The sequence below is a fragment of the Streptomyces sp. NPDC058697 genome (genome assembly GCF_042715345.1).
Classification (GTDB): domain Bacteria; phylum Actinomycetota; class Actinomycetes; order Streptomycetales; family Streptomycetaceae; genus Streptomyces; species Streptomyces liliifuscus.
This window is the reverse complement of record NZ_JBHXSU010000001.1, coordinates 306,137-330,505: the sequence shown is the minus strand read 5'-3', so window position 1 is coordinate 330,505 and position 24,369 is coordinate 306,137. Positions and strand designations below refer to the sequence as shown.

Below are 24,369 nucleotides of genomic sequence, written 5' to 3'. Positions count from 1 at the left end.
TTCCGTCGGCTTCCCGCCGGGTCAGGACGGTCGCAGAGGGGTGATCTCCAGGAGACGGGCGGCCATCCGGCGGGCGGGCTCCTCGGTCTGTTCCGCGATGCGGTGGAAGGTGTCGTGGGCCGACCGGGCCGGCCAGGCGGCGGGCAGGTGCCGGGCGGGCAGTCGCGGGTCCGTACGGATGATCTGGAGCCACTCGCTCGTCAGGCGCAGCCGGGTCCCGAGCGGGTCCCCGGAGCCGGAGCCGGTGTCGGTGTCGGTGTCGGAGCCGAGCCGGTGGGTCCAGCGTTTGTCGAAGTCGGCGTACCGAGTGCCGACGCCGTCCAGGTCCCAGGTGTCACGGATCATCAGGCCGATGTCGGTGGCATCGTCGGCCGTGGCGTGGAAGATCTTGACGTGGGCCGCGAGCCCGAGTTCGGAGACGAGCTCGGACACGTCGAAGACGCCGGGCGCGATCCACAGCCCGCTGTAGAGGGGGCCGAAGCCCGACCACGCCAGCCGGGAGCGCAGATCGTGCCGCTGGCGCTGCCAGGACTCGGGCAGTGAGAAGCCGAGCAGAGTCCAGGTGCCGTCCCAGTCGTCGTTGACGGCGCCGGTGTCCCAGAGCCGCTTCTTGCCGTTCCAGAGGATCTCCGTCGCCTGCGGGGTCAGACCGAAGTACATCCGGCGCCCCTCCCGCTGACGCCGCAGCAGACCGCGGTTGACCATCCGGGTCAGCGTGGACCGCACCGCCTGCTCCCCGACCCCGGCCCGCGCCAGCACCTCGATGACGCTGCCGGAGTACACGCACAGCGGCCCCTCCTCCAGAACATGGCCGCCGAAGAACGCGAACATCAGCGACTGGGGGCGCAGTTGCGGTCCCTCGGGGAGGTCCATGGCCCCCTGCGGAGTCTCGTCGTGCACGTCGGAAAGGGCCGGGCCGTCCACTTTGCAACCTCCCTTGTCCGGGGTACTGACAGCGCGAACATAGGTGTGTAGATTGCGGCCGTCAAGAAAGTGCACAACATTCCGTCACCGTCAGGAGGAGCCCATGCAAAGGCGCATTCTCGGGCTAGCCATAGCCGTGGTCACGGTCGCAGGCGCGGCCGGATGCGGGTCCTCGTCCTCCTCGAGCGGCGCTTCGGCGTCCTCCGGCGGAGGCGGGACCACGGAGGTCAAGGTCGGCATCATCCCGATCGTCGATGTCGCACCGCTCTATCTGGGCGACAAGAAGGGCTTCTTCAGCAGCCGGGGCATCAAGCTGAAGATGGAGAGCGCCCAGGGCGGCGCGGCGATCATCCCCGGTGTGGTGAGCGGCCAGTTCCAGTTCGGCTTCAGCAACACCACCTCGCTGATGCTCGCCCAGACCAAGGGTGTGCCGGTCAGGTCGGTGGTGAACGGAGCGGCCTCCAACGGCAAGGTCGGCGCCGACGTCACCGCCGTCGCGGTCAAGAAGGACAGCTCGATCAAGTCGGCCAAGGACCTCGCCGGGCAGACGGTGGCGGTCAACACCCTGCAGAACATCGGGGACACGACGGTCCGCGAGTCGGTCCGCAAGGCCGGCGGCGACCCGTCCAAGGTCAAGTTCGTCGAGATACCGTTCGACCAGATGCCCGCCGCCCTGGACGGCGGACAGGTCGACGCGGCCTGGATGGGCGAGCCCGCGACGACGATCGCCAAGGCACAGGGCGCCCGCGTCATCGCCTCGCCCTTCGCCGAGACCGACCCGAAGCTCACCGTGGCCACGTACTTCACCTCGGCCAAGGTGATGCAGGAGAACCCGGATCTCGTGAAGAAGTTCACCGAGGCGATGGCCGAATCGCTGACCTACGCCTCCGAACACCCCGACGAGGCACGCCAGATCCTCAGCTCGTACACCAAGATCAGCGGCGATGTGCGCGAGAAGCTCATCCTGCCCAGCTGGCCTGCCGAGGTCGACATGGCCTCCCTGGAGAAGCTGGCCGCCCTCGGCGAGGAGGACGGCATCTTCGGCGACAAGAAGCCCGACCTGAACGCGCTCTTCTCATGACCAGCCCCGGTCTCACCTCTGTACTGGCGGAGCCCGCCGGGACCGACCCCGGTCCCGGCGCGGCACCCGCCAGGCGAGGTCCGGTCCCCGTCGCGGTACTGCGCGGCCTCGCCGGTCTCGCCGGACTGGTCGCGGTGCTCGAAGTGCTGCCGCACACCGGCCTGGTGTCGCCCGACTACCTGCCGCCCGCCTCGGAAACCGTCCGCACCCTGGGGACCCTGCTCGCCGAACCGGCCTTCTGGACCGCGCTCGGCGACACCCTCACCGGGTGGGGCCTGGGGCTGGCCGTCGCCGTCGTGGCGGGCGTCGCCGCCGGAGTCGTCATCGGTTCCGTACCCGTACTGCGTGCGGTGACCGCCTCCACCATCGAGTTCCTGCGCCCCATCCCGTCCGTGGCCCTGATCCCCGTCGCGGTCCTGCTCTACGGCACCGACCTCCGGTCCAAGCTGCTGCTCGTCGTGTACGCCTCCTTCTGGCAGGTGATCGTCCAGGTCCTGGCCGGCATGCAGGACGTCGACCCGGTCGCCGAGGACACCGCCCGCAGCTATCTCCTAGGCACCTGGGGCCGGGTCCGCCACGTCCTGTGGCCCACCGCCCTGCCGTACGTGATGACCGGGGTACGGCTGGCCGCCACCGTGGCGCTGATCCTCACCATCACCGCCGAACTCGTCATCGGCGCCCCCGGCCTCGGCCACGAGATCGCCGTCGCCCAGGTGTCCGGCGCCGTACCGGAGGTCTACGCCCTCGTCCTGGTCACCGGCCTGCTCGGCGTCGCCGTCAACCTCGCGGCACGGGCGGTCGAACGACGGGCACTGCACTGGCACCAGTCCGTACGCACGGAGGTGACCGCATGACCGTCCTCACCGTGGCCCGACGCGGCCTGCTGGTCCTGGGTCTGCCCGCGGTCCTCTTCACCGTGTGGTGGTTCGCCACCGCAGGGAGCACCGACTTCTACTTCCCGCCCCTGGCCACCATCCTGGACAGCTTCGGGAAGGTCTGGACGGCGGACCGGCTGCTGTCGGACGTGGTCCCGAGCCTGCTGCGCCTCGCGGCCGGCTATCTCCTCGCCGTGGTCGTCGGAGTGGGGCTCGGCCTGATCGTCGGGATGCGGCGGGCCGTCCGGGACGTCCTGGAACCGGTCCTCGAACTCTTCCGGGCCATCCCGCCACCCGTGCTCATCCCGGTGATCATGCTGTTCGCGGGCATCGGCGACACGATGAAGGTGCTCGTCATCGTCAGCGGCTGCATGTGGCCGATCCTGCTCAACACCGTCGAAGGCGTCCGCGCGGTCGACGAGGTGCTCGGCGACACCTGCCGCTCGTACGGCATCACCGGCGTGGCGCGCCTGCGGCATCTGGTGCTGCGCGCGGCGAGCCCCCAGATCGTCACGGGCATGCGCCAGGCCCTGTCGATCGGGATCATCCTCATGGTCATCAGCGAGATGTTCGCCGCCAGCAACGGCCTGGGCTTCACCATCGTGCAGTTCCAGCGATCCTTCGCCATCCCCGAGATGTGGAGCGGCGTCCTGCTGCTCGGCATCCTCGGCTTCCTCCTGTCCCTGCTCTTCCGGTTCGCCGAGAACCGAGTCCTGGCCTGGTACCACGGCCTGCGCCGCGCGCAGCGCAACCCCTGACGCACCCCCCCCCGACGCCCCCGTCGCAACGCCTGACGCAATCCCTGAAGCACCGCCTGACAAGGAGACGTCGATGCTCGACGTACAGGACCTGCAGAAGATCTACACCGGTCGGCACCGCAACGTCGAGGCGCTGCGCAACCTCACCTTCCACATAGCCGAGGGCGAACTGGTCTGCCTGGTCGGCCCGTCGGGCTGCGGCAAGACCACCCTGCTGAAGTGCATGGCGGGCCTGCTCGCCCCCACTCGCGGCGAGGTGCGCCTCGACGGCCGTCCGGTCGCCGGACCACCGCCCGGCATGGCGGTCGTCTTCCAGGAGTACGGCCGCTCGCTGTTCGCCTGGATGAACGTGCGCGACAACGTCGCCCTGCCCCTGCGCCGCAAGAAGCTCGGCAAGGCGCGCGAGCGGGAGCTGGTGGACCACGCCCTGGAGGTGGTCGGCCTCTCCGACGCCCACGAGGCGTACCCCTGGCAGCTCTCGGGAGGCATGCAGCAGCGCGTCGCCATCGCCCGCGCCGTCGCGTACGAGCCGAAGGTGCTGCTGATGGACGAGCCCTTCGCGGCGGTCGACGCGCAAACGCGTGCCGAACTGGAGGACCTCATCCGCAAGTTGTGGCACGAACTCGGCGTCACCGTCCTGTTCGTCACCCACGACATCGACGAGGCGGTCTACCTCGGCCAGCGCACCCTGATCCTGTCCAAGTCCCCGACCGTCGTGCAGGAGGACCTCACCATCGACCTCCCCGACGAGCGCGACCAGTTGCACACCCGCTCCAGCCCCCGCTTCGCCGAACTCCGCGCCCACGTCTACGAACAGATCCAACGGGCCAAGCACCACAGCGGGGACACGGCCCCGGACCCGGTGGTCGCGGACCGTGCCATCGAGCCGGTGCTTCAGAAGACCGAGTCCTGAGCGTCCGGCGGGGGGCGGCGGGCGGCACGCCAGGCGCCGCTTCCGCGGCAGACGGCCGCTCTCCGGCGCCTCGTCGGTGATCACCCGGAAGCGGACGGCTCCGACTCGACCAACCCCTCGCGGTAGGCGATCGCCACGGCCTCCGTGCGGCTGGCGGCGCCGAGCTTGGCGAGGATGTTGGAGACGTGCACGCTTGCCGTCTTCCCGCTGATGAAGAGTTCCTCGCCGATCTGGCGGTTGGTGCGGCCGCGGGAAAGGAGCAGCAGGACGTCGTTCTCACGTGCCGTCAGCAGAGGTGCTCTTTCCGCCGCGGACGCGGTCTCCGCGAGGCGCCCCCGGCGGATCAGCCGTTCGGCCTCGTCGCGCAGTGGCACTGCGCCCAGCCGGACGGCCGTGTCGCGCGCGGCACGCGCGTGCGTGGCGGCCTCGTCGCGCCGCTCCGCCCCCAACAGGGCCTCCGCCAGCCGCAGTTGACAGCGGGCCTGCTCATAGACATCCCCGTAGCCGAACGCCGCGACGGCCTTCTCCCAGGCCCCGACGCTCAGTTCGACGCCCTCTCCGCCGTTGTTCGGCCGGGCGCCGGCCCGCGCCCACTCCGCCTCGGCGCGCGCCAGCCAGGCCAGCCCCTCGGGGCCCTGCGGTGTTCCGTCCTCGCCCTTGGCCGCCGTGACGCGGGCCAGCTCCACCAGCTCTTTCCCGGGCGCCGCCCAGCGGCCGACCCCTTCCTCGTCGCCGGTCAGCCGGGCCTCCACGACCGCGTCCCCGATGGCTGCCAGGGTGAGGGCCGCGAGCCGTACGGTCACATGGGGCGTGGTACCGGCGTCGTCGATGAGCGCCGCGAGCGTCGTACGGAACTGTTCGAGAGCCCCCTCCGCGTCGCGTCGCAGTACCGCGGCGTCGGTCAGGAGGAGGCCCGCGACGAGCGTGGCCATCCAGTCGAACGGCCCGTCGAGCAGGGCCCGGGCCCGCTCGGCGGCGTGCTGGTCACCGCGTGCCAGGGCCACGGACAGGGCGGGCCCGATCGCGTATCTGCTCGCCGTCGGCAGCCGGTCGCCCTCGGCCTCCACCGCCCGGACGCACTCGTCCCACTGACCCAGCGTGAACAGCATCAGGGAGCGCAGATAGCGCATCTCCACCGGGTACGGCGACGAGAGGAGCCCGGCGCGGCCCGCGCGCTCCAGCCCCTCGGTGAGCCAGGTCAGGCATTCGTCCAGGTCACCGGACTCGTGCGCGCCGATGGAGAGGTTGAAGAGCGCGCGCATCTCGACGGAGGTGTTGCCGGCGCGGCGGGCCAGCTCACGTGCGTCCCGCAGCCGGGCCCGCCCTCCGGGAGTACGCCGGCTGTCCCCTTCGAGGCCGACCAGGGAGATCAGCAGATCGGCCTGCGCGTCGGACACGTCGAGTTCCTCGGCGATGCGCAGGGCCTTGCGGGCCACGCGGTGGGCGGCCTCGTCCTCACCCATGTACCTCGCCGCCATGACATGCGTGGCCGCGGCCCACACCCAGGTGCGCGACGGAGGATCGGCGGGGATCATCGCGAGCGCCTCGTTGCTGTACGTGAACGCGGCCGCGAGGTTGTCGATGCGCATGAGGTTGCCCGCGAGCGTGTAGCGGACGCGCGCGGCCAGTTCGGAGTCCTCGTCGTTGCCGACCCTCGCGAGCGCGGACCTCGTCAGCGAGACGGCCCGGTGGGTCTCACCGGCGTGCGCGGCGGCCGCCGAGGCGCGCAGCGTCAAGGTGACCGTGTCGAAGCCTTCGGGCCGTCCGGCCGCAGGCACCGCCGACCACAGGTCGAGCGCCGCTTCCAGATGCCGCAACTCCTCGGCGGGTGCCCGGACGCGGCCCGCGTGGTCGGCGGCCTCCAGCGACGCGGCCAGCGCGTCGGCCAGGTCGTGGCTCTCCCGGGAGTGGTGGGCGCGCTCCGCCGCGCTCTCGGCCCGGTGGCCGCGTCCGGCCAGCACTCCGGCGAACGCCCTGTGCAGCCGCACCCGTTCACCCGGCAGCAGGTCGGCGTAGACGGCCTCGCGGATCAGGGCGTGGCGGAAGGAGTACGTGTCGTCGCCGCCAGGGACGAGGAGTTGCCGCCCGACGGCCTCGCGCAGGGCCGACTCCAGCTCCTCCTCGGGCAGTTGGACTGTGTCGCGCAGCAGATCGTGGTCGACGCGGCGCCCCGCGACGGCTGCCGTGCGCAGCACCTGCTGGGCGGTCGCCGCGAGTTGCTCGAAGCGGATGAGCAGCACGTCGGCCAGCCCGCTCGGCACGGCGGACGCCGCCCCGGGCATGGTCTCGGAGGTGGCGGCGAGCAACTCCTCCGCGTAGAACGCGTTGCCCTCGGCGCGTTCGACGATACGGCGGACGGTGGCATCGGGCAGCGGGGCGACCTGCTGGGCACGGACGAGACGCGCCACCTCGCCGTCGGGCATCGGCCGCAGTTCGAGCCGCTCGACGACGGGCAGCCGGACGAGCTCGGCGAGCAGCGGGCGCAGCGGGTGTCTGCGGTGCAGATCGTCGGCGCGGTACGAGGCGAACACCGCGAGCCGCTGACCGGGCGCACCACCCGCGCCCGCGTCCCCTCCTCTTGGGCGGACCCGGGACTGCAGGATCCCCCGGCTGAGCAGGAAGCGCAGCAGGTCGCGGGAGGACTGGTCGGCCCAGTGCAGGTCCTCCAGGACCAACAGCAGCGGGGCGGTCCCGGCGAGATCGGTCAGCAGGCTCGCCATGCCCTCGAACAACTGCAGCCGTCCGCCCGCGTCCCCCGCGCCACCGCTGCGGTCGCCGAGCAGCCGGTCCACCACGGGATGCGAGGCCAGGGCGGCGGAGAACCGCTCGTCGTCGGCCAGCACACCCACGATCTCGGTGAACGGCAGATAGGGCAGGCCCACGTCACCGAGGTCCACGCAGTGCCCCGTGACGACGGTCGTGCCGGCCTCGGTGGCATGCCCCGCGGCCTCGGCGAGCAGCCGGGTCTTGCCGACTCCCGCGTCCCCCGCGACGAGCACGGCACGCGCCTCACCGGCCCGGGCCCGGTCCAGGACTCGGGTCAGACGGGCGAGTTCGTCCTCGCGGCCGATGAACGGCGTGGTGAATGAGGTGGTCGGCACACATCCATCCTGGCACGCACCACCGACACAGCCACCGCCGCGGCCACCGGCCGTCCCGCCGACGACCTGCTGGGCCGTGCCGTCGGCAGTCCCAGCGGCTCCGTCAGGCGGCCCCGGGCGCGGACGAAGGACTCCTGCGCGTCGAGTGTCCCCGCGTCTACGGTGAGTACCCGCCATGGGGTCCTGCCAGCAGCCGACGGGTCAGATCCGCCTCGATACGAAGATGGGCGGCGGCGGACGGGAGATCGTGGACCGACCGTGTGCCGGGACAGCCCGCGAGCTTCCCGACGTACCAGTCCTCCCAGGCGGGACCCTCACACTCGACGGGCTGCCCGCCGCGAGCGACTCCTCGACGTAGGCACGCGTGGACTCGACGAGTGTCCCGGGCCGGACGTCACCGGCCCCACCGGCGAACTTCTCGGCCACGGCCCGGCACAGCGTGGACTTGCCGGCTCCGGGGCTGCTCCCGATGACGGAGATCAACTTCAGCGCAGGGTCTCCGCCCAGTTCGCCGGGACCCGTCCCGCGGGCCCGGGTGCGGGCTGGTCCGCCGGGTGGGCGAGCGGCGGAGCGAGTTCCGGACCGGACTCGTACAGCTCGGAGGTGCTGAAGTTCCAGAACCAGCGCTCGCCCGGCTCGAAGCTGCGGATGATCGGATGGCCGGTGGTCTGGTGATGGGCGGTGGCGTGCTTGGCGGGGGAGTCGTCGCAGCAGCCCACGTGACCGCACTGGGCGCACCGGCGCAGATGGAACCACCAGCCGTCCACCTCGTCGCATTCGACGCACCCCGCGCCACTCGGCGGGACGCCGGGGTCGATTCCGTCCGTGGTCATGAGGCCTCCTGAGGGGCGTCGGTTTCGGCGGCGGTGAGCGGGAGGAAGACCTGGAAACGGGTGTCGCCGGGCTCGGAGTGGACCTCCAGATGCCCGTGGTGCTTGTTCACGACGATGCGCCAGGAGATGTCGAGCCCCAGTCCGGTGCCCTCGCCGACCGGCTTCGTCGTGAAGAACGGGTCGAAGATCCTGCCGCGGATCTCCTCGGGCACACCGGGCCCGGTGTCGCGGAACTCCACGAGCAGCTGGTCCCGTTCGAGCGCGGTGCGTACGGTCAGCACGCCCTCGCCGCCCATCGCGGAGGCCGCGTTGTCGATGAGGTTCGTCCACACCTGGTTCAACTCGCCCGGGTAAGCGGGGATCTTGGGCAGAGCACGGTCGTACTCCTTGACGATCCTGATGCCGGAGCCGATCTTCCCGGCGAGCATCATCAGCGTGCTGTCCAGCAGTTCGTGCACATCGGCGACCTGGTAGGGCGCCCGGTCGAGCTGGGAGTACTGCTTGGCCGCGTTCACGAGATTCGAGACCCGGGTGGTGGAGTCCTCGATCTCGTTCATCAGGAGCTCGGTCTCGACGGTGTAGTTGAGCCACCCGACGGCCCCAGCCAGCATCTCCTCGTCCACGGCTCCCGCGACCTGCTCCAGCCAGTCCGTGTCTAGCCCAGCCTGCACGAACGTCGGCGCGAGCCGCCAACCGCCCTCGATGCCGTGGTCGTCGAGCCAGTCGGCGAGCGCGTCCTCCCGGTCGGAGGCTTCGAGAGGGCTCAGGGCGGGTGCCTTGGCGACGCGTGCGGCGGTGTTCTCCTGGATCTCGACCAGCGTCTTCAACGCCTCGCGCTGATACGGACCCGAGGCGATCACACTCAGTTTGTGCCGCATGTGCGCGACCCGGTCCCGTAGCGCGGACGTGGCCCGCACGGCAGCCGCGGCCGGGTTGTTGAGCTCGTGCGTCAGCCCGGCGGACAGCGAGCCGAGCGCCAGGAGCCGCTCGCGCTGACCGATGGTCCGCTGGGTGTTCTGGCTGCCGAAGAACAGCCCTTCCAGCAGGTGCACGGCCATCGGGAACCACTCCCGCAGGACCGCGGCGAACGTCTCGGCGGGCAGGATGAAGAACCGCGACGGCTCCGTCACCCGCAGGGAGCCCTTGTAGCGCGCGTCGTCCGGGACGGCCAGATAAGCCTGCATGGCCCCCGCGTACACCCCGCGCTGGGAGGTGCGGCTGATCTCGACGTCGTCCTCGCCGACCCGCCGTGACATCACCAGCGTGCCTTCGAGAAGGACGAAGAAGCAGGTGGCGGGCTCGCCCTCCTCGTACACGTAGCCGGGCTCGAACTTCTCGACGCGGCCTTCGCTGCACAGCCGCCCGAGCTGTTCCGGGTCCAGCTTCTCGAACAGGAAGAGTGTGCTGAGTTCCGCCGCGTCGCACGGCATCGGCTGCCCGCTCACGACTGCTCCAGATACCTGTGGACGAGCATCACGGCCATGGCTCCCTCTCCGACGGCGGAGGCGACACGCTTGGCGGACTCGGCGCGGGCGTCACCCGCCACGAACACTCCGGGCACATTGGTCTCCAGGTGGTACGGCGCCCGGTCCAACTCCCAGTCCGGGGGCGGCTGTCCGCCGACGGCCAGGTCGGGTCCGGCGACGATGAACCCGCGTTCGTCCCTGAGCACGGTGCCGTCCAGCCAGTCGGTCAGCGGGGCCGCGCCGATGAACACGAACATCCACTGCGCGTCGACGAGTTCGGTGTGCCCGCTCTCGATGTCGCGCACGGTCAGCTGCTCCAGGTGGTCGGAGCCGTGCACCGCCTCGACGACCGTTCCCGTACGCACGGAGATATTGGGCGCGTCCGTGATCTGCCCGATCAGGTAGTGCGACATCGACGCGGACAGGGAGGAACCGCGCACCAGCAGGGTGACCGACTTCGCGCCCCTGGACAGATACATGGCGGCCTGCCCGGCGGAGTTCGCACCGCCGACGATGTAGACGTCGTGTCCCTGGCAGGAGGCCGCCTCGGTCAGTGCCGATCCGTAGTACACCCCGCACCCGGTCAGGTCCGCCGTGCCGGGCGCTTGCAGCTGCCGGTACGACACGCCGGTCGCCAGGATCACGCAGTGCGCGGCGATCGCGGAACCGTCCGAGAACCGCACGGTCCGCGAGGAGCCGTTGACCTCCAGACCGGTCACCTCGCGCGCGGTGAGGATCTCGGCGCCGAACTTCGACGCCTGCCGTCGCGCCCGGTCGGTGAGCTGTGCCCCGGACACACCGTCCGGGAAGCCGAGGTAGTTCTCGATCCGCGAGCTCTGGCCGGCCTGTCCGCCGGTCGCGGAACGCTCCACGAGCACGGTCCGCAGCCCTTCCGAGGCCCCGTACACCGCGGAACCCAGCCCGGCGGGTCCGCCGCCGATGACGACGAGGTCGTAGAAGTCCGCCGCGGGGGTCGTGGCCAGCCCCACCTGGGTGGCCAGCTCGGTGTCGTCGGGCTCGACCAGCACGGCCCCGTCCGCGGTGACCACGAGCGGCAGCCGCTCCCCGTCCTGATCGGCGCAGGCCAGCAGCCGCTTGCCCTCCGGTTCGTCAGAGGAGTACCAGCGGTACGGCACCTGGTTGCGGGCCAGGAACTCCCGCACGTCCGACGAGCGCGCCGACCAGCGGTGCCCGACGACCTTCGTGATCGGAACCGCCCGGTGATCGGAGGCCCGCCAGGCGTCCAGGAGGTCGTCCAGGACGGGATAGAGCTTCTCCTCGGGCGGGTCCCAGGGCTTGAGCAGGTAGTGGTCGAGGTCGACGACGTTGATCGCGTCGATGGCCGCGTTCGTGTCCGCGTAGGCGGTCAGCAGTACTCGCCGCGCGCCCGGGTACACGTCCAGGGCCTGCTCAAGGAACTCGATGCCGTTCATCTGGGGCATCCGGTAGTCCGCCAGGATCACCGCGACGAGATCACCGCGCAGCTTCAGCTCCCGCAGGGCCTCCAGGGCGCTCTCACCGGACTCGGCGCGCACGATCCGGTATCCCTCGCCATAGCGTCGCCGCAGGTCACGGGCCACGGCACGGGAGACTCCAGGGTCGTCGTCCACTGTCAGGATGACGGTCCGTGCTGCGTCCGTGCCCTGTGCCATTCGTCTCCCACCCCGAGCGGTCGGCGTCCCGGGGCGGTCTGTCTGCGGTACCGCCCCCGGTGCATCCCCATCGTATGTTCGATCGTCCTGCTTCGCTCCGAAACCGGGAGGTACCGCACGCCCGGCGCCCGCCGGGGTGTCGTACGGCCGGTCGGGGGCACCTGGGGACGGGAGGCAATGATGAACGCAAGCACGTTGACGCGAGGCGGCCGGGCGGGGAAACGAAAGGCCGCCCCGGCGATCGAGGGCGCGGCCCGGGCAGGTCTCACCGCACGCGGTGTGATCTACCTGCTGGTGGGCCTGCTGGCGCTGCAGATCGCCTTCGGCGGCAGCGGGAAGCAGGCGGATCAGGGAGGCGCGCTCCAGGAGGTGGCCGGGAAGCCCTTCGGCGGGGCCATGCTCTGGGCACTCGGCATCGGGCTGGTCGGCATGGCGCTCTGGCGGCTGTCCGAAACGGTCTTCGGCGCGGCGGGCCCCGACGGCGGCAAGGCGAAGAAGAGGCTGACATCCGCGGCCCGAGCCGTGTTCTACGGCTTCGTCGCCTACACCGTGCTCTCCTTCGCCGCCGGTTCCGGAGGGAGCGGATCGAGCGACGGCAAGTCCCGGGACGCGACGGCCAGGGCCATGGACCTGCCCGCCGGGCAGTGGCTCGTGGCCGCGGCGGGCGTGGGCATCCTCTGCGCGGGCGTGTGGATGGTGGTGCAGGCCGCGCGCCGGAAGTACCACAAGCACATGAGGCTCGGTGAGATGTCGCACCGGGTGCGCCGGACGGTCGACGTGACGGGCGTCGGCGGCGGGGTGGCCCGCGGTCTGGTGTTCGCCGTCGCCGGAGGCTTCGCGCTCCGGGCCGCCGTGGAGTACGAACCGGACAAGGCGAAGGGCATGGACGACACCCTGCGCTCGTTCACCGAGACGCCGGTGGGGCCGTGGCTGCTGGTGTTCATCGCCGTCGGTCTGGTGCTCTTCGGGCTGTTCTCGTTCGCCATGGCCAGGTACCGCAAGGTCTGACCCGTCACACGGACGTTGCCCCGGATCCCGCCGGACCCGGGGCAACGGACGCGTCAGCGGGGCAGACCGCCCGGCGCGGTCGCCCAGTCGGTGTCCGGCTCCCGAGAGAGTCCGAACGTGAGGGTGCCGCCGCCGCGCAGGAAGCGGGCATCCGTCCAGGAGCGGTCGTACGAACGGCCGTCGAGCCGGACACCGCTCACATACGGATGATCGGCGTCGGCCGAGGGCGCGTCGATGACGATGTCACCGCCACCCGGCCGGTCGACCACGGCGTACGGGAAGAGCGGGGCGCCGAGCAGCAGGTTGCCGCTGCCCGGGGTCTGCGGATAGAGGCCGAGGGCGGAGAAGACGTACCAGGCGGACATGGTCCCGAGGTCGTCGTTGCCGGGCAGTCCGGCCGGTCCGGTGCCGTACACGGTGTCGAGGATCTGCCGGACCGTCGCCTGGGTCTTCCACGGCTGGCCGAGCGCGTTGTAGAGCCAGGGGGCGTGGATACCGGGCTCGTTGGTCGGGTCGTACCGCAGGGCGTCGCCGCCCTTCACCGACCAGGAACCGTCGGGCTTGTGGAAGAAACCGTCGAGCCGCCGCGCGGCCGTCTCACGTCCGCCCATCGCCTCGGCGAGGCCCTGGACGTCCTGCGGCACCATCCAGGTGTACGTGGCGCTCGTGCCTTGCGCGAAACCGCGGTCGCTGCCCGGGCTGAACGGCGTGACCCATGAACCGTCGAGGTTCCGGGCCTGGATGTAGCCGGTCGTTCCCGCGCCGTTGGTCGCCCCCGGGTTGAAGACGTTGCGCCACCAGCCGCCCCGCTCGGCGAACTTCGTGGCCTGCTCGTCGAGGCCCAGCAGCTTCGCCCAGCGGCCCAGCGCGTCGTCGGCGACCGAGTCCTCCAGGGTCTCGGCGGCACCGCCCCAGCAGTGGCAGACGTCCTGCGCCGCGTACTGAGAGGTCAAGTACTGGGCGAGGTTGGGCCGTTGGCCGGTGCACTGGCCGGGGCAGCCCGCGTCGGAGAGCCCGTCGGGGTGCGGCACGGTGGCCTGGCGGGCCAGGGAGTCGAAGGCGCCGCGGTAGTCGAAGTTGCGGACGCCCATGGCGTAGAAGGTGGCGAGCGTGGCCGCCGTCGGGTCGCCGGTCATCACATGGGTCGGCCCGTTGATGTGCACCCAGCGGTCCCACACCCCGCCGTTCTGCCGGGCGAAGTTGTAGAGGGACTGGGCGAAGTCCCCGGCGATACGCGGTTTCAGCAGGGCGAGCAGCTGTATCTGCGCCCGGTACTGGTCCCAGCCGGAGAAGTTGCTGTACTGCGCTCCCTGCCCGCGCTCGACGCGATGCGGCTTGCCGTCCATGCCCGGATAGCGGCCGTCGGTGTCGCTGACCAGGTTGGGCTGCATGAGCGAGTGGTAGAGCGCGGTGTAGAAGGCGGTGCGCTGGGCCGTACTGCCGCCTCCGACGCGCACGGAACGCAGCTCGCGGTCCCACGCCCGCGTCCCGGCCGCGGCCACCTGGTCGACGCCCGCCCGCGGCGCGATCTCCTTGCGGAGGTTGGTTTCCGCACCCGCCTGGCTCACGTACGAGATCCCGAGCCGCATCCGGACATCGTTGTCAGAGCTGGTGTCGAAGCTGACCCAGCCGCCGGAACCGCGGCCCGCGCGGTCGGCGCCCGTGGCGTAGCCCTCGCCGCCTCCGCCCGAGGTGGCACCGGGGGAGAGGGTGCCGTCCTTCCACGTACCCGTGGTCGAGAACGCGCGGTCGAACGAGGCGCTGAAGTAGAGCCGGTAGTAGCTCTTGCGGTTGTTGACACCGCCGTTGGCGCGCCGTCCGCAGAACGCGCCGGTCAGCACCCAGCCACTCACCTTGCGCTTGGCCCGGTCGATCTCGACATGGGCGTCCTCGCTGCCGTTGAGCGAGTTGGAGACCCGGAAGAGCAGGTTGGCGGGCTTGTCGGCGGGGAACGTGAAGTCGGCGACGCCCGCACGCTTCGATACGGCGAGGTCTGCGCGGGCGCCGGAGTCGAGCCCCACGGAGTAGCGGCCCGGCACGGCCCGCTCGTCGGCATGCGAGAAGTTCGCGGCGTAGACGGAGTCCGTGGTGTCGGCCGACGGCGACGAGGTGACGTCCCCGACGAACGGCATGATCGGTACGTCGCCCGCGGCCCCCGGATTGCAGCCCGCGCCGTTCACGTGCGTGAGACTCAGCCCGCGCAGCCGGGTCGCGTTGTACTCGTAGCCGTTGGCGGCGCCCGTGCTGGTCTGGTCGCCCCGGGTGCTGGTCGGCGACCAGGCGATCATGCCGTAGGGGAGGGTGGCACCCGGATAGGTGTTGCCCCCGTTCGTCGTGCCGATGAGCGGATCGACGTACGCCGTGGGGTGGGCCGGTGTGTCGGGGGCGCCGGCCGCGGAGGAGACCGGGCCGGGCAGTGCGGCGGCGAGCGCGGTGGTCAGCGCGAGAGCGGCGGCTCTTCTGCCGAACCTCCGCGCCACACCTGTGGATCCGAGGACCATGTAACGGAACCTTCCGTCAGGACGGACAGCGGGGCCCGGCTGCCTAAAGGGGCTCCGGGCCCGCGAAATGCCGCCGAGCGTAGGCCGCCCGGACGCGGGGTGGAACGGCAGAGGTGGCAGCCCCGGTGAACGGGTGGTGAATCCGGGGCACTTGGGTCGAGTGGTGCTGGGCCGGGCAGCGCGGGGCGGGCGCCAACGGGCTCCGCCACCTGACCGGTGACGGAGCCCGTCGAGCCGTGCCCCGGAGCCTTGCGGATCAGGCCGTGTGGAGCGTGAGGCCGTACCGGCCGAGGATCTCGTTGATGGGCTGGTACCAGGTCTCACCGCCGGTGGAGCAGTTGCCCCAGCCGCCGGAGGTGACGCCCTGCGCCTGGTCGCCGCTGATGAAGGCGCCGCCCGAGTCGCCGCCTTCCGCGCAGGCGCTGGTCTTGGTCATCTGATGCACCGCGCCCTGGCTGTAGTTGACGGTCTCGTTCTTCGCGAGCAGAGTGCCGCAGCGCCAGTGCGTGGTCGATCCGGACCGGCAGATGGAGGAACCGACGGGCGCCTCGTTGGACCCGCGGACGAGCCGGTCCGGGATGGTGCCCCAGCCGAGTACGACCGGTACGGTCCACCAGCCGCTTCCGACGTTGACCCAGGCGTAGTCGTTGCCCGGGAACGAGGAGCCCTGGATGTTGCCTATGTAGGAACGGTCCCAGCCGCTGACGCCCTGTCCCGCCCCGCCGCAGTGGCCCGCGGTGACGAAGCCGCCGTGGACCGAGAAGCCGATGGAACAGCGGACGTTGCCGGTGTAGAAGGGGTCGCCGCCGACGGTCCCGGCGGCGAAGGTCTCGGGCGCCGAGGCGACCTCTTCGACGGTGACGGGACCCGTCGCACGGGCCTTCGAGAGGAACGTGCGGACATCGTTGTCAGCACGCTGCGCGGCGACGACGGCCACGACGACCGAGCTCGCCTTGGCATCGACGTACCAGTTGCTGACGCCCTCGGGCGCGGCCAGCTTGTCGATGCGGGACTTCGCCGCGTCGAGCTGCTTCGCGCTGTGCTTGACGGTACGGACGGTCGCGCCGGTCTCCCGTACGGAGTTGACGGCGGCCTTGGAGGCGCCGGCCGTGACGGCGACGGTCAGCTTCCCGCTCTTGGCGTCGAACCAGGAACCGCCGTAAGCGGCTCCCGCCGCGCGTCGTGCCTCCGACTCGACGGCCGTCGCGGTCTTCTCGGCCGCGAGCCGCGCCTCGGCCTGGGTCTTCGTCAGGCCGAAGTCGCGCTGCATGGCGTCGAGGAGACCGGCGGAGGCCGGAGCGCCGGAGGTACGGGTGGGTTCGGGGGCGCCGGCGGCAGAGGCGGGTCCGGCGGCGAAGGTTGCCCAGGCGCCGACGATGAGGAGTGCGGACAGGCCTGTGCGCATGGTAGTGGTGCGTCTCAAGGCAGTAGCCCTTCGTTGTTCCAGCGTGGTGGGGGAGGAACAGCTGAACTGTGAGAGCGCTCTCAGTGCATGGCGGGGCAGAGCCTAGCGGCTGTTCATGGTCAGGTACATACCAAAATTGGCACTCTCTTTGCCGATGACCGGCGCGACGATCCGAACCGGCCGGACCGGCCGAACCGCCGCGCCACGCGCTGTCCGCCGCCGGACTCCCGGACGGACGGGGCCCGTTCTCAGGAAGCGGTGCAGGAACCGACCGAGGGGGCAGAGGAGTTGCCGTTCTTCATGACGGTGAACCCGAAGCTCGTCGACGCTCCGGCGGCCAGAGCGCCGTTGCCGTTCGGCTTCATCGTCATGACGTTGCCACCGGCGTCCCAGGTCGGTGTGCCGTTCCAGGTCGTGGAGACCTTCTGCGGGGAGGCCACCGTGACGGTCACCGTCCAGGTGCTGATCGCCGAACCGCCCGCGGTCACGGTCACCTTGCCGTTGTAGCGGTCGCTCCAGTCGTCCGTCCTGCTGTACGACACCGTGCAGGCGGCGCCACCGCCGCCACCCGAGCCCGTGCCGCCGAGCGCGGTGAGCACGGCGTTGTAGGCAGGCTTCTTGGCGTAGTTGTTGTCGAACAGCAGGGGAGTGCCACTGGCCCGCCACGAGTACTTGTCCGTGACGCCCCAGACGGTGATGCCGGTACAACGGGACACGCCCAGACAGGAGTTGACCACGTTGGTGTAGCTGTTGGCCTGCGCCGAACCGGAGCCCTCGATGTCCAGCTCGGTGATCTGTACGTCGACTCCGAGGTCGGCGAAACGCTGCAGGTTCGCGCGGTAGTCGCCCGGCACCGGGGACGCGCTGTTGAAGTGGGACTGGAAGCCCACGCAGTCGATGGGCACACCGCGCGCCTTGAAGTCCCGCACCAGGTTGTAGACGGCGTTGCTCTTCGCGTTGACCCCGTCGGTGTTGTAGTCGTTGTAGCAGAGCTTGGCCGCGGGATCGGCGGCGCGGGCGGTGCGGAACGCCTCCTCGATGAAGCCGTTGCCGAGCTTGTCCTGGAAGGGCGAACTGCGCCGGGCGCCGCTGCTGCCGTCCTGGAAGGCCTCGTTGACGACGTCCCAGGAGTGGATCCTGCCCTTGTAGTGCTGCATGACCTGAGTGATGTGGTTGTTCATCGCGGTCCTGAGGTCGGCGGCGCCGAGCCCGCCGACCCAGCCGGGCAGTTGCGAGTGCCACACGAGCGTGTGCCCGCGGACCTTCATGCCCCTGCTCTGGGCGTGGCCGACGATCTGGTCGGCGGCGCCGTAGGTGAAGGAGTTCCGGGTCCCCTCGACCGCGTCCCACTTCATCTCGTTCTCCGGAGTCACCGAGTTGAACTCCGTGTTGAGCGTCGAGGCGTAGGGGGCCTCGCCCAGGTGGTTGGCCGCGACCGCGGCGCCGAAGTAGCGGCCCTTCTCCGCCGCCGCGGCGCCTAGCGTGCCGGCGGCCTCGGCCGTCCCCGCGAGAGTGGTGACGCCGGCCGCGGCGAGCAGGCCCGCCATGCCGATCACCAGGGCTCTTCGGGTGCGGGAGTGCCGGGGCGGAGGGGTGGCCGCGGGATCTGTGGACGTGCGGGTGATCATGTCGTCCCTTTCTGTCGTATCGAAAGTTTCGAGCATGTTTCCGATTGGCTGCGCAGACCTTACGGCTGACCCCAGGTAGCGTCAACGGCCTGCGCTGGCAAGGATTCCGGATGGCTCAAGATGGCCGGGCCGCCCCAGGGGTCTCGTGGTGTCCCTTGTCGGGCGGCCCTGTCCTGCCTACATTCCGCACAGCAGTCGACATCGTCCACGAATGTTTCGAAGAGGGGAGTAGGAGGACAACCGAGTGATTCTGTGGCACCGGTCGAACCGACCTGACGAGTTCCTCACATGTACCGGTCAAGGTCGACACATGATCACAACCACACACGGTGCCGTGCGCCGCCCCGTCGCCGTTCTGGCCGTCTCACTCGTCCTCGTCGGCTGCGGCGGCGGAGTAGCGGCGACGACGCCGGATCAGGGGCCCGCAAGGACATCGGTGAACGGCGGTACGGCCGCGCCACCCGCCCCCGCACCCCACGTCGCCCTGAGCGTGGCACCTCAGCAACTGCCCGGCCTCGGGCCGAAGACGTGGGCCAAGGTGCCCCCGAGGACCCGCCAGGCCGTGGTGGTGACAGGCCGGGACAAGAACTCGTCGATCTCCACCGCGGTGCTGTACGAGCGGACGGCGGCCGGCTGGCAGGCCGGGGCCACCTGGCCCACGCACAACGCCCTCAGGGGCTGGACCGGCCACCACCGGGCGGGAGACCTCCGCTCGCCCGTCGGCGTCTACGCGCTCACGGACGCGGGCGGCCTGCGGCCCGACCCGGGCACCAGCCTCCCGTACAACCACTCCGGAGGCTTCAGCATCGGCGGCACGGGATTCGAGGGCGAGCCCCTGGCCGGCTCGTTCGACTACGTGGTCGCGATCAACTACAACCGCCGGGCCGGCACCACACCGCTGGACTGGACCCGCCCCCTCGGAGCGGGCCGGGGCGGCGGCATCTGGCTGCACGTCGACCACGGCGGCCCCACCCAGGGCTGCGTCAGCCTCCGGAAGAAACACATGAAGGAACTCCTGCGCGCCCTCGACCCCGACCTCGATCCCGTGGTCGTCATGGGCGACGCGGCCGCACTCAGACGCTGAACAGGCCACCGGACCAGCACTAGCAGTTGGTTGTGAGAAAGATGTCAGGACGTGGGAAGCCCCTCACCCAAGGTCCCCCAACGCCCGGGGCACTTAGCATCGGCCCCGTGTGCGCACATGTGATGGTTGCCGAGGACGACGAGAAGCAGGCGGAGCTGATACGCCGTTCCCTGCTGAGCGAGGGTCACACCGCCACCGTGGTCCACGACGGCGCGGCCGCCCTGGAGGCGGCCCGGCAGCGTCGGCCCGACCTCGTCGTCCTGGACCTGATGCTCCCGGTCATCGACGGCTTCGGCGTGTGCCGGGCGCTGCGCCAGGACGACGACATCCCCGTCCTCATGCTCACCGCACGCTCCACGGAGGAGGACGTGCTGCTCGGCCTCGAACTCGGCGCGGACGACTACATGACCAAGCCGTACAGCCCGCGCGAACTGATGGCCCGCATCCGCACCGTCCTGCGCCGCAGCGGACGCCAGGCCGCCGGGCACCGCGAGGACCCGGTCGTACGGGCCGCCGGGATCGCCGTGGATCCCGTACGGCACGAGGTCGTGTGCGACGGATCGCCGGTGGACTGCACCCCGGCCGAGTACGAGATCCTCCTGGCCATGGCCGCCGAGCCCGAACGGGTCTTCTCCCGGCAGCAGTTGCTGCACCGCACCCGCGGCATCGACCGGGCCTCGACCGAACGGGCCGTCGACGTGCACATCATGAACCTGCGCAGGAAGATCGAGGCGGATCCGCGCAGACCGGTGCGGCTGCTGACCGTCTTCGGCGTGGGGTACAAGCTCAGCGGGGACCGCTGATGACCCGCGCGATACCGCTGCGCAAGAGGCTGTTGGTCCGGCTGCTGATCACGTCGGTGCTGATCGCCATCTGTTCGGTGGCGGCGACGGCCTGGCTGGCGGTGGAGACCACAACCAGGGCGATCCAGGAGGAGCAGGGGCAGGTACTGGCCGAGGACATGGACATCCTGCGGCAGTTGAGCGGATACGCGGCCACCCATCGCGACTGGTCCGGCGTAGGGAAGACCGTCCGCGCGCTGTCGGACCGGACCGGGCGGCGCATCGCCCTGACGGCCCCGGACCGTACGCCGATCGTGGACTCCGAGACACGGGACACCGCTCTGCCGCCCAGGGCCGCCGCCGCGGTGGACCCCCTGCACACCGACACCTTCACCGAGCCCGGAGCACAGCGGACCGGCATCGACCCACGCGCGGTGGGCCCGTTCCGGCTGCCGGGCGCGGAGCGTGAGCGCGTACGGCAGCTGGCCGAGAAACGCCGGGCCTGCTTCGCCGGCAACGGCGTGGAGACGGACATCACCCAACTGCCCAGCGGCCGCTCCGTCCTCATCGACGAGGAGGGCACCGTGGATGGAGGCCAGGTACCGACGCCGTGCGCCGACGGAGTGCTCAACACCCCGACCGCGACGGAGGAGAAGGCCCTGGCGGAACTCAACACCTACGCCGGGGACTGCCTGGAACGTGTCGGCGGGAAATTCCCCTCGCTCTTCGCCGCCACGGTCGACCTCACGGACGGGGCCATGCCCATGCGCTACCCCGGCCTGAAAGCTCATTCGGGCATCGACACCACCCGTGAACAGGACAAGGAGGCCCAGGAGTGCGTCGACCGTGCCCGGCGTCAGCAACTGGAGCCCTACGTCGCGCCGGCCGCGGAACTGTTCCTGGGCGGCGGCGACAGCACCGTCCCGCACTTCGACATGTCGGCCGCCAACAAGGCCAAGGTCACGGGCGTCGCCGGCCTCGTCCTCGCCCTCACGGTGGCCGTGACGGTGCTGGTCGCCACCCGGCTCGTACGGCCGCTGCGCGCGCTGACGCACGCCGCCCAGCAGCCGCCCGAGCAGCATGTACGCGTACCCGTGACCACGCAGGACGAGACGGGCATCCTGGCCGTCGCGTTCAACGACCTGGCCGAGCGCCGCGAACGCATGGAGGCGCAGCGCAAGGCGATGGTCGCCGACATCGCCCATGAACTGCGCACCCCGCTCACCAACATCCGCGGCTGGCTGGAGGTGACCCGCGACGGCGTCGTCGACCCCAACCCCGAACTGCTCGCCTCCCTGCACGACGAGGCGGTCGTCCTCCAGCGGGTCATCGACGACCTCCAGGACCTCGCGGCGGCCGACGCGGGCACACTCAGGCTGCACCGCGAGCCGGTCCGCTCCGACGAACTGCTCGAACAGGTCGTCGCGGCGCACCGGGTGGCGGCCGAGGCGGCGGGAGTCCGGCTGCACACGGCCGTGGACGGCTCCAAGGGCTCAACGGGCCCGGACGGCTCGGACGGCGCGAACGGCCGCGACGGCACACCTTGGCTCGACGCGGATCCGGTCCGGATGCGGCAGGCGCTGGGCAACCTGGTCTCGAACGCGATCCGCCACACGCCGGCCGAGGGAACGATCACGCTCTCCTCCCGTCGCCAGGACGACGAGGTCGTCTTCGAAGTGGCCGACACCGGCAGCGGGATCGCCCCCGAGGATCTGCCCAGCGTCTTCGAACGGTTCTGGCGGGCGGAGAAGTCCCGCAGCCGTCGCACCGGCGGTAGCGGCCTGGGCCTGTCGATCGTGCGTCAACTCGTCACGGCCCACGGCGGTACGGTGACGGTCACCAGCGAACCCGGCACCGGGTCGGTCTTCACACTGAGACTTCCCGACACCTGCTGACCGGTGGTTGGGCACCCGTTGACTGGTGGTTCCGGTACCAGGATCCGCGGTCCTGCCCACAACAGTGATCTGGTTGCTCCGGCACCGATGGCGCAGTGTTGCCCCATGAACACCACCAAGCACCCGGAGGTCAGGATCCGCGTGACGCCGCTGCGTCGCCTCATGGGCGACACATACGTCCCGCGCACCCTTCGAGCAGTTCCCGCACAGACCGACGACGAGGCCGTGCGCGCACGGAGCCAGGAACGGCCCACGCGATCGGACGGCCGTCGTCCCGCATGTGACTGAGCGTCGGAAGGGCCGGTCCGCCCGGCTCCCTCAGCCGTCCACGGCATGCACGCCCGGGGTCAGGATCTCGTCCAGCACTTTTCGTACGGCCTCATAGGCCTGCCCCCGCACATCGGCGTCGCGCGAGCCGCCGGGATCGCCCCGCCTGAGGTCGTCGCTCCGCGCCTTCCACGTCTCCTCCTCCCGCTCGGCCCAGGCGCGAGCACGCTGGATACGGCGCAGGAGTTCGTCGGAGTCCACGACATCAACCATGGGATACGGGTACCCGCTGGAGCGCTTTCGACAGCCCGCGTGCCCCGCCGATCCGGGTGAGGCCGGCGGACTCCCCGTCCGCAGCGGCCGACCGTCGTCCCGGCGGGGTGCCCGCGTCACGCGCCGCACCCCGCCGGTGTACGACTACTCCGCCGGGGCCGAGAGGCTCGGCGCGGCGGGCAGACCGCCGCCGAGGAGCCCCGTCAGCACGCCGATCACGTTCGACAGCACCTTCGGCACCTCGGCGACCACTCCTCCCAGATCGAGGGAGGTCAGAGCCGAGAGCAGCCCGCCGAGCGATTCCTGAAGTCCCTCCACCGCGTCCGACACCGGATCGGCCGCGGCCGGGTCGGCGGGACGGTCCACGCCGTCCAGCCGTTCCTCGACGGCCGCGGTCGCCTCCGTGACGGCCTTGTTGTGCTCGGCCGCCTCGGCAGCGTCGAACGGGCCGTGATGCCGGTCGGCGAGGGGGATGAGCGCGTCCAGGAGAGGCGTCAGGACGTCTCCGTGATCCGCCGCCTCCAGGACGTGGATCCGCTCCAGCGTCACGTCGGCCGCGTCGGCGGACAGCGGGGCCACCGCGACGGGGCTGCCCGCAGAGCCCGTGGATACGTCGGAGGCGGCAGTGGCCGCAGCGACCGGCCCGCAGACGAGAGCGGCACAGACGAGGGGCGGGAGTAGGAGCCCGCGGGATACCAGGGCGCGCATACCGGTTCCTTTCGAGTACGGCAGTCTCTGGGCCCCACCGTGTGAAACCCGCCGACCCACCGCAACCGATCACACACCCACCGTAGGCTCCAACTGCCCGCCCATCAGGGCGCCGGCCTGCGCCTTTCCTCAGTACGCGCCTGACTCCCCGGGGACCGGCCCGTACCGCCGTCGGGGTAGGGCGGCGCCGGAACAGCCCGATCCGGGACCGGTCAGGTCGCCTCGCGGTAGAGCACCAGGTGTTCGTGGTACAGCACCCCATCGCGGACATCGCCGGTGGCGGTGAACCCGATGTCGTCGACGTAGTCGATATGGCTGCCGGTCACGGTGTAACTCCCGGTGTACGCGCTCTGCCGCTCGCCGCGGGCCTCGTCGTACCGTCCGTTGGGCAGCAGTTTCTGGCGGATGTAGCCGTCGGCAGTCACCCACATCCCGACGTACGGATGCGGATCGCGGGACGTGTCGTCGTTCGTGCTCGTTCTCGTGGTCATGGCTCCACGGTCGCCCCGGTAGCGCGGGCCGACCAGGCCGCCCTTTTCCCAGGTGGACGTTTCCTGGGTGCCGCACACCCAGGTCAGCCCTCCAGCAGGTCCAGCAGATCCGCCAGCGGCAGCGGCTTGGCCAGGTGGGCATCGAATCCGGCCTCGTGGGCCGGCGTCCGGTCGGTGCCCCGGCTGAAGCCCGCCGTACGGTACGGGCGACCGTTACCCGGCCCGTCGCTGTGCGCGGAGATCCGGCCCAGGACGCTTCCCAGATCAGCTCCAGCAACTGCTCGGCGGAGAAGACCCGGCCGGGGGAGCGTGCGAGGGCCTCCAACAGGGCGTACTCCTTGGGGCGCAGGTTCAGCAGGACACCCGTTCCGCTCGCCCGGCGCGCGGCGGTGTCGACGCGCAGCGTCCCGACGTCCAGGACGGCCGGCAGTTCGGGCGGCCGGCACCGGCGCAGCACGGCGCCGATACGGGCCACGAGTTCCCGTTGCGAGAACGGCTTGACGAGATAGTCGTCGGCGCCGATCTCCAGGCCCGCCACCCGGTCCGTCTCGTCTCCGCGTCCGCTGACGACTATGACGGCCTTGCCGGCCCGGGCGTCCATGGCCCGCGTGACGGCGAAGCTCTCACGCTCCAGATAGGTACGGCACATCAGTGCGAAGTCGGGATCTTCCTCGATCAGCGCGAGGTGTGGACGCACTCGTCATCACCCGGCCCAACTGCCGCC

Annotated in this window: 20 protein-coding genes and 1 pseudogene; 9 read left to right on the top strand and 12 right to left on the bottom strand. The window is 70.8% G+C overall.

Annotation, left to right across the window (positions count from 1 at the left end; all coding sequences use genetic code 11):
* Positions 1 to 21: 21 nt before the first annotated feature.
* The gene (locus ACFWXQ_RS01465; RefSeq protein WP_383947434.1) at positions 22 to 873 is read right to left on the bottom strand and encodes a PaaX family transcriptional regulator C-terminal domain-containing protein; all 852 of its coding nucleotides are present in this window, start codon (positions 871 to 873) and stop codon (positions 22 to 24) included.
* A gap of 154 nt (positions 874 to 1,027) precedes the next feature.
* Between ACFWXQ_RS01465 and ACFWXQ_RS01460 the strand changes: the two genes are divergently transcribed.
* The 4 genes from ACFWXQ_RS01460 (at position 1,028) to ACFWXQ_RS01445 (ending at position 4,551) form a co-directional block, all read left to right on the top strand.
* On the top strand, positions 1,028 to 2,005 hold the full coding sequence (locus tag ACFWXQ_RS01460; protein WP_383947406.1) for an ABC transporter substrate-binding protein: 978 nt from the start codon (positions 1,028 to 1,030) through the stop codon (positions 2,003 to 2,005).
* Positions 2,002 to 2,859, top strand: a complete 858-nt coding sequence (locus ACFWXQ_RS01455) for an ABC transporter permease (protein ID WP_383947403.1) — start codon at positions 2,002 to 2,004, stop codon at positions 2,857 to 2,859. The genes ACFWXQ_RS01460 and ACFWXQ_RS01455 overlap by 4 nt, the downstream gene beginning before the upstream one ends.
* Positions 2,856 to 3,638, top strand: coding sequence for an ABC transporter permease (locus tag ACFWXQ_RS01450; protein ID WP_383947400.1), 783 nt, complete (start codon positions 2,856 to 2,858; stop codon positions 3,636 to 3,638). The genes ACFWXQ_RS01455 and ACFWXQ_RS01450 overlap by 4 nt, the downstream gene beginning before the upstream one ends.
* 73 nt (positions 3,639 to 3,711) lie before the next feature.
* Entirely contained in the window at positions 3,712 to 4,551 is an 840-nt protein-coding gene (locus tag ACFWXQ_RS01445; protein WP_383947398.1) for an ABC transporter ATP-binding protein, read from the top strand.
* A gap of 80 nt (positions 4,552 to 4,631) precedes the next feature.
* Here the strand turns inward: ACFWXQ_RS01445 and ACFWXQ_RS01440 are convergent, their stop codons facing one another.
* The 4 genes from ACFWXQ_RS01440 to ACFWXQ_RS01425 all read right to left on the bottom strand — a co-directional run bounded on the left by ACFWXQ_RS01440 (position 4,632) and on the right by ACFWXQ_RS01425 (position 11,603).
* Positions 4,632 to 7,652: an AAA family ATPase gene (locus ACFWXQ_RS01440; protein ID WP_383947395.1), complete on the bottom strand. Its 3,021-nt coding sequence runs from the start codon at positions 7,650 to 7,652 to the stop codon at positions 4,632 to 4,634.
* A gap of 485 nt (positions 7,653 to 8,137) precedes the next feature.
* The gene (locus ACFWXQ_RS01435) at positions 8,138 to 8,485 is read right to left on the bottom strand and encodes a UBP-type zinc finger domain-containing protein (RefSeq protein ID WP_386267269.1); all 348 of its coding nucleotides are present in this window, start codon (positions 8,483 to 8,485) and stop codon (positions 8,138 to 8,140) included.
* Entirely contained in the window at positions 8,482 to 9,930 is a 1,449-nt protein-coding gene (locus ACFWXQ_RS01430) for an ATP-binding protein (RefSeq protein ID WP_383947389.1), read from the bottom strand. The genes ACFWXQ_RS01435 and ACFWXQ_RS01430 overlap by 4 nt, the downstream gene beginning before the upstream one ends.
* Positions 9,927 to 11,603 carry an FAD-dependent oxidoreductase gene (locus ACFWXQ_RS01425; protein WP_383947386.1) on the bottom strand — a complete coding sequence of 559 codons (1,677 nt, stop codon included), beginning with the start codon at positions 11,601 to 11,603 and terminating at the stop codon, positions 9,927 to 9,929. Before ACFWXQ_RS01425 ends, ACFWXQ_RS01430 begins: the two co-directional genes overlap by 4 nt.
* Before the next feature lie 180 nt (positions 11,604 to 11,783).
* Here ACFWXQ_RS01425 and ACFWXQ_RS01420 point away from each other — a divergent pair, with 180 nt between their 5' ends.
* Positions 11,784 to 12,611 carry a DUF1206 domain-containing protein gene (locus ACFWXQ_RS01420; RefSeq protein ID WP_386267266.1) on the top strand — a complete coding sequence of 276 codons (828 nt, stop codon included), beginning with the start codon at positions 11,784 to 11,786 and terminating at the stop codon, positions 12,609 to 12,611.
* Positions 12,612 to 12,664: 53 nt separating this feature from the next.
* On the opposite strand, the gene ACFWXQ_RS01415 is transcribed toward ACFWXQ_RS01420, so the two are convergent.
* From ACFWXQ_RS01415 to ACFWXQ_RS01405, 3 genes are all read right to left on the bottom strand, one after another.
* The gene (locus tag ACFWXQ_RS01415; protein ID WP_383953437.1) at positions 12,665 to 15,112 is read right to left on the bottom strand and encodes a GH92 family glycosyl hydrolase; all 2,448 of its coding nucleotides are present in this window, start codon (positions 15,110 to 15,112) and stop codon (positions 12,665 to 12,667) included.
* Between the two features lie 256 nt (positions 15,113 to 15,368).
* On the bottom strand, positions 15,369 to 16,517 hold the full coding sequence (locus ACFWXQ_RS01410) for a S1 family peptidase (RefSeq protein WP_383953457.1): 1,149 nt from the start codon (positions 16,515 to 16,517) through the stop codon (positions 15,369 to 15,371).
* A gap of 248 nt (positions 16,518 to 16,765) precedes the next feature.
* Positions 16,766 to 18,145 (bottom strand): endo-1,4-beta-xylanase, encoded by a 1,380-nt coding sequence (locus tag ACFWXQ_RS01405; RefSeq protein WP_383953439.1) that lies wholly within the window; start codon positions 18,143 to 18,145, stop codon positions 16,766 to 16,768.
* A 310-nt stretch (positions 18,146 to 18,455) separates the two neighbouring features.
* On the opposite strand from ACFWXQ_RS01405, the gene ACFWXQ_RS01400 reads away from it, so the two are divergent.
* The 4 genes from ACFWXQ_RS01400 to ACFWXQ_RS01385 all read left to right on the top strand — a co-directional run bounded on the left by ACFWXQ_RS01400 (position 18,456) and on the right by ACFWXQ_RS01385 (position 22,194).
* Entirely contained in the window at positions 18,456 to 19,229 is a 774-nt protein-coding gene (locus tag ACFWXQ_RS01400) for a L,D-transpeptidase family protein (protein WP_383953441.1), read from the top strand.
* A 107-nt stretch (positions 19,230 to 19,336) separates the two neighbouring features.
* Positions 19,337 to 20,032, top strand: coding sequence for a response regulator transcription factor (locus ACFWXQ_RS01395; RefSeq protein WP_383953443.1), 696 nt, complete (start codon positions 19,337 to 19,339; stop codon positions 20,030 to 20,032).
* A complete protein-coding gene (locus ACFWXQ_RS01390) occupies positions 20,032 to 21,906 on the top strand; it encodes a sensor histidine kinase (protein ID WP_383953445.1) in 1,875 nt (624 codons plus the stop codon). The genes ACFWXQ_RS01395 and ACFWXQ_RS01390 overlap by 1 nt, the downstream gene beginning before the upstream one ends.
* Positions 21,907 to 22,011: 105 nt before the next feature.
* Entirely contained in the window at positions 22,012 to 22,194 is a 183-nt protein-coding gene (locus tag ACFWXQ_RS01385) for a hypothetical protein (RefSeq protein WP_383953447.1), read from the top strand.
* A 30-nt stretch (positions 22,195 to 22,224) separates the two neighbouring features.
* Here ACFWXQ_RS01385 and ACFWXQ_RS01380 read toward each other — a convergent pair whose 3' ends face one another.
* The 4 genes and pseudogenes from ACFWXQ_RS01380 to ACFWXQ_RS01365 form a co-directional block, all read right to left on the bottom strand.
* Positions 22,225 to 22,446: a hypothetical protein gene (locus tag ACFWXQ_RS01380; RefSeq protein ID WP_383953459.1), complete on the bottom strand. Its 222-nt coding sequence runs from the start codon at positions 22,444 to 22,446 to the stop codon at positions 22,225 to 22,227.
* A 144-nt stretch (positions 22,447 to 22,590) separates the two neighbouring features.
* Positions 22,591 to 23,154 carry a hypothetical protein gene (locus ACFWXQ_RS01375; RefSeq protein WP_386267263.1) on the bottom strand — a complete coding sequence of 188 codons (564 nt, stop codon included), beginning with the start codon at positions 23,152 to 23,154 and terminating at the stop codon, positions 22,591 to 22,593.
* A 212-nt stretch (positions 23,155 to 23,366) separates the two neighbouring features.
* The gene (locus tag ACFWXQ_RS01370; protein ID WP_383953449.1) at positions 23,367 to 23,645 is read right to left on the bottom strand and encodes an Atu4866 domain-containing protein; all 279 of its coding nucleotides are present in this window, start codon (positions 23,643 to 23,645) and stop codon (positions 23,367 to 23,369) included.
* Positions 23,646 to 23,883: 238 nt separating this feature from the next.
* Positions 23,884 to 24,246, bottom strand: a pseudogene (locus ACFWXQ_RS01365) (winged helix-turn-helix domain-containing protein); the annotation flags it as partial.
* Positions 24,247 to 24,369 lie beyond the last annotated feature (123 nt).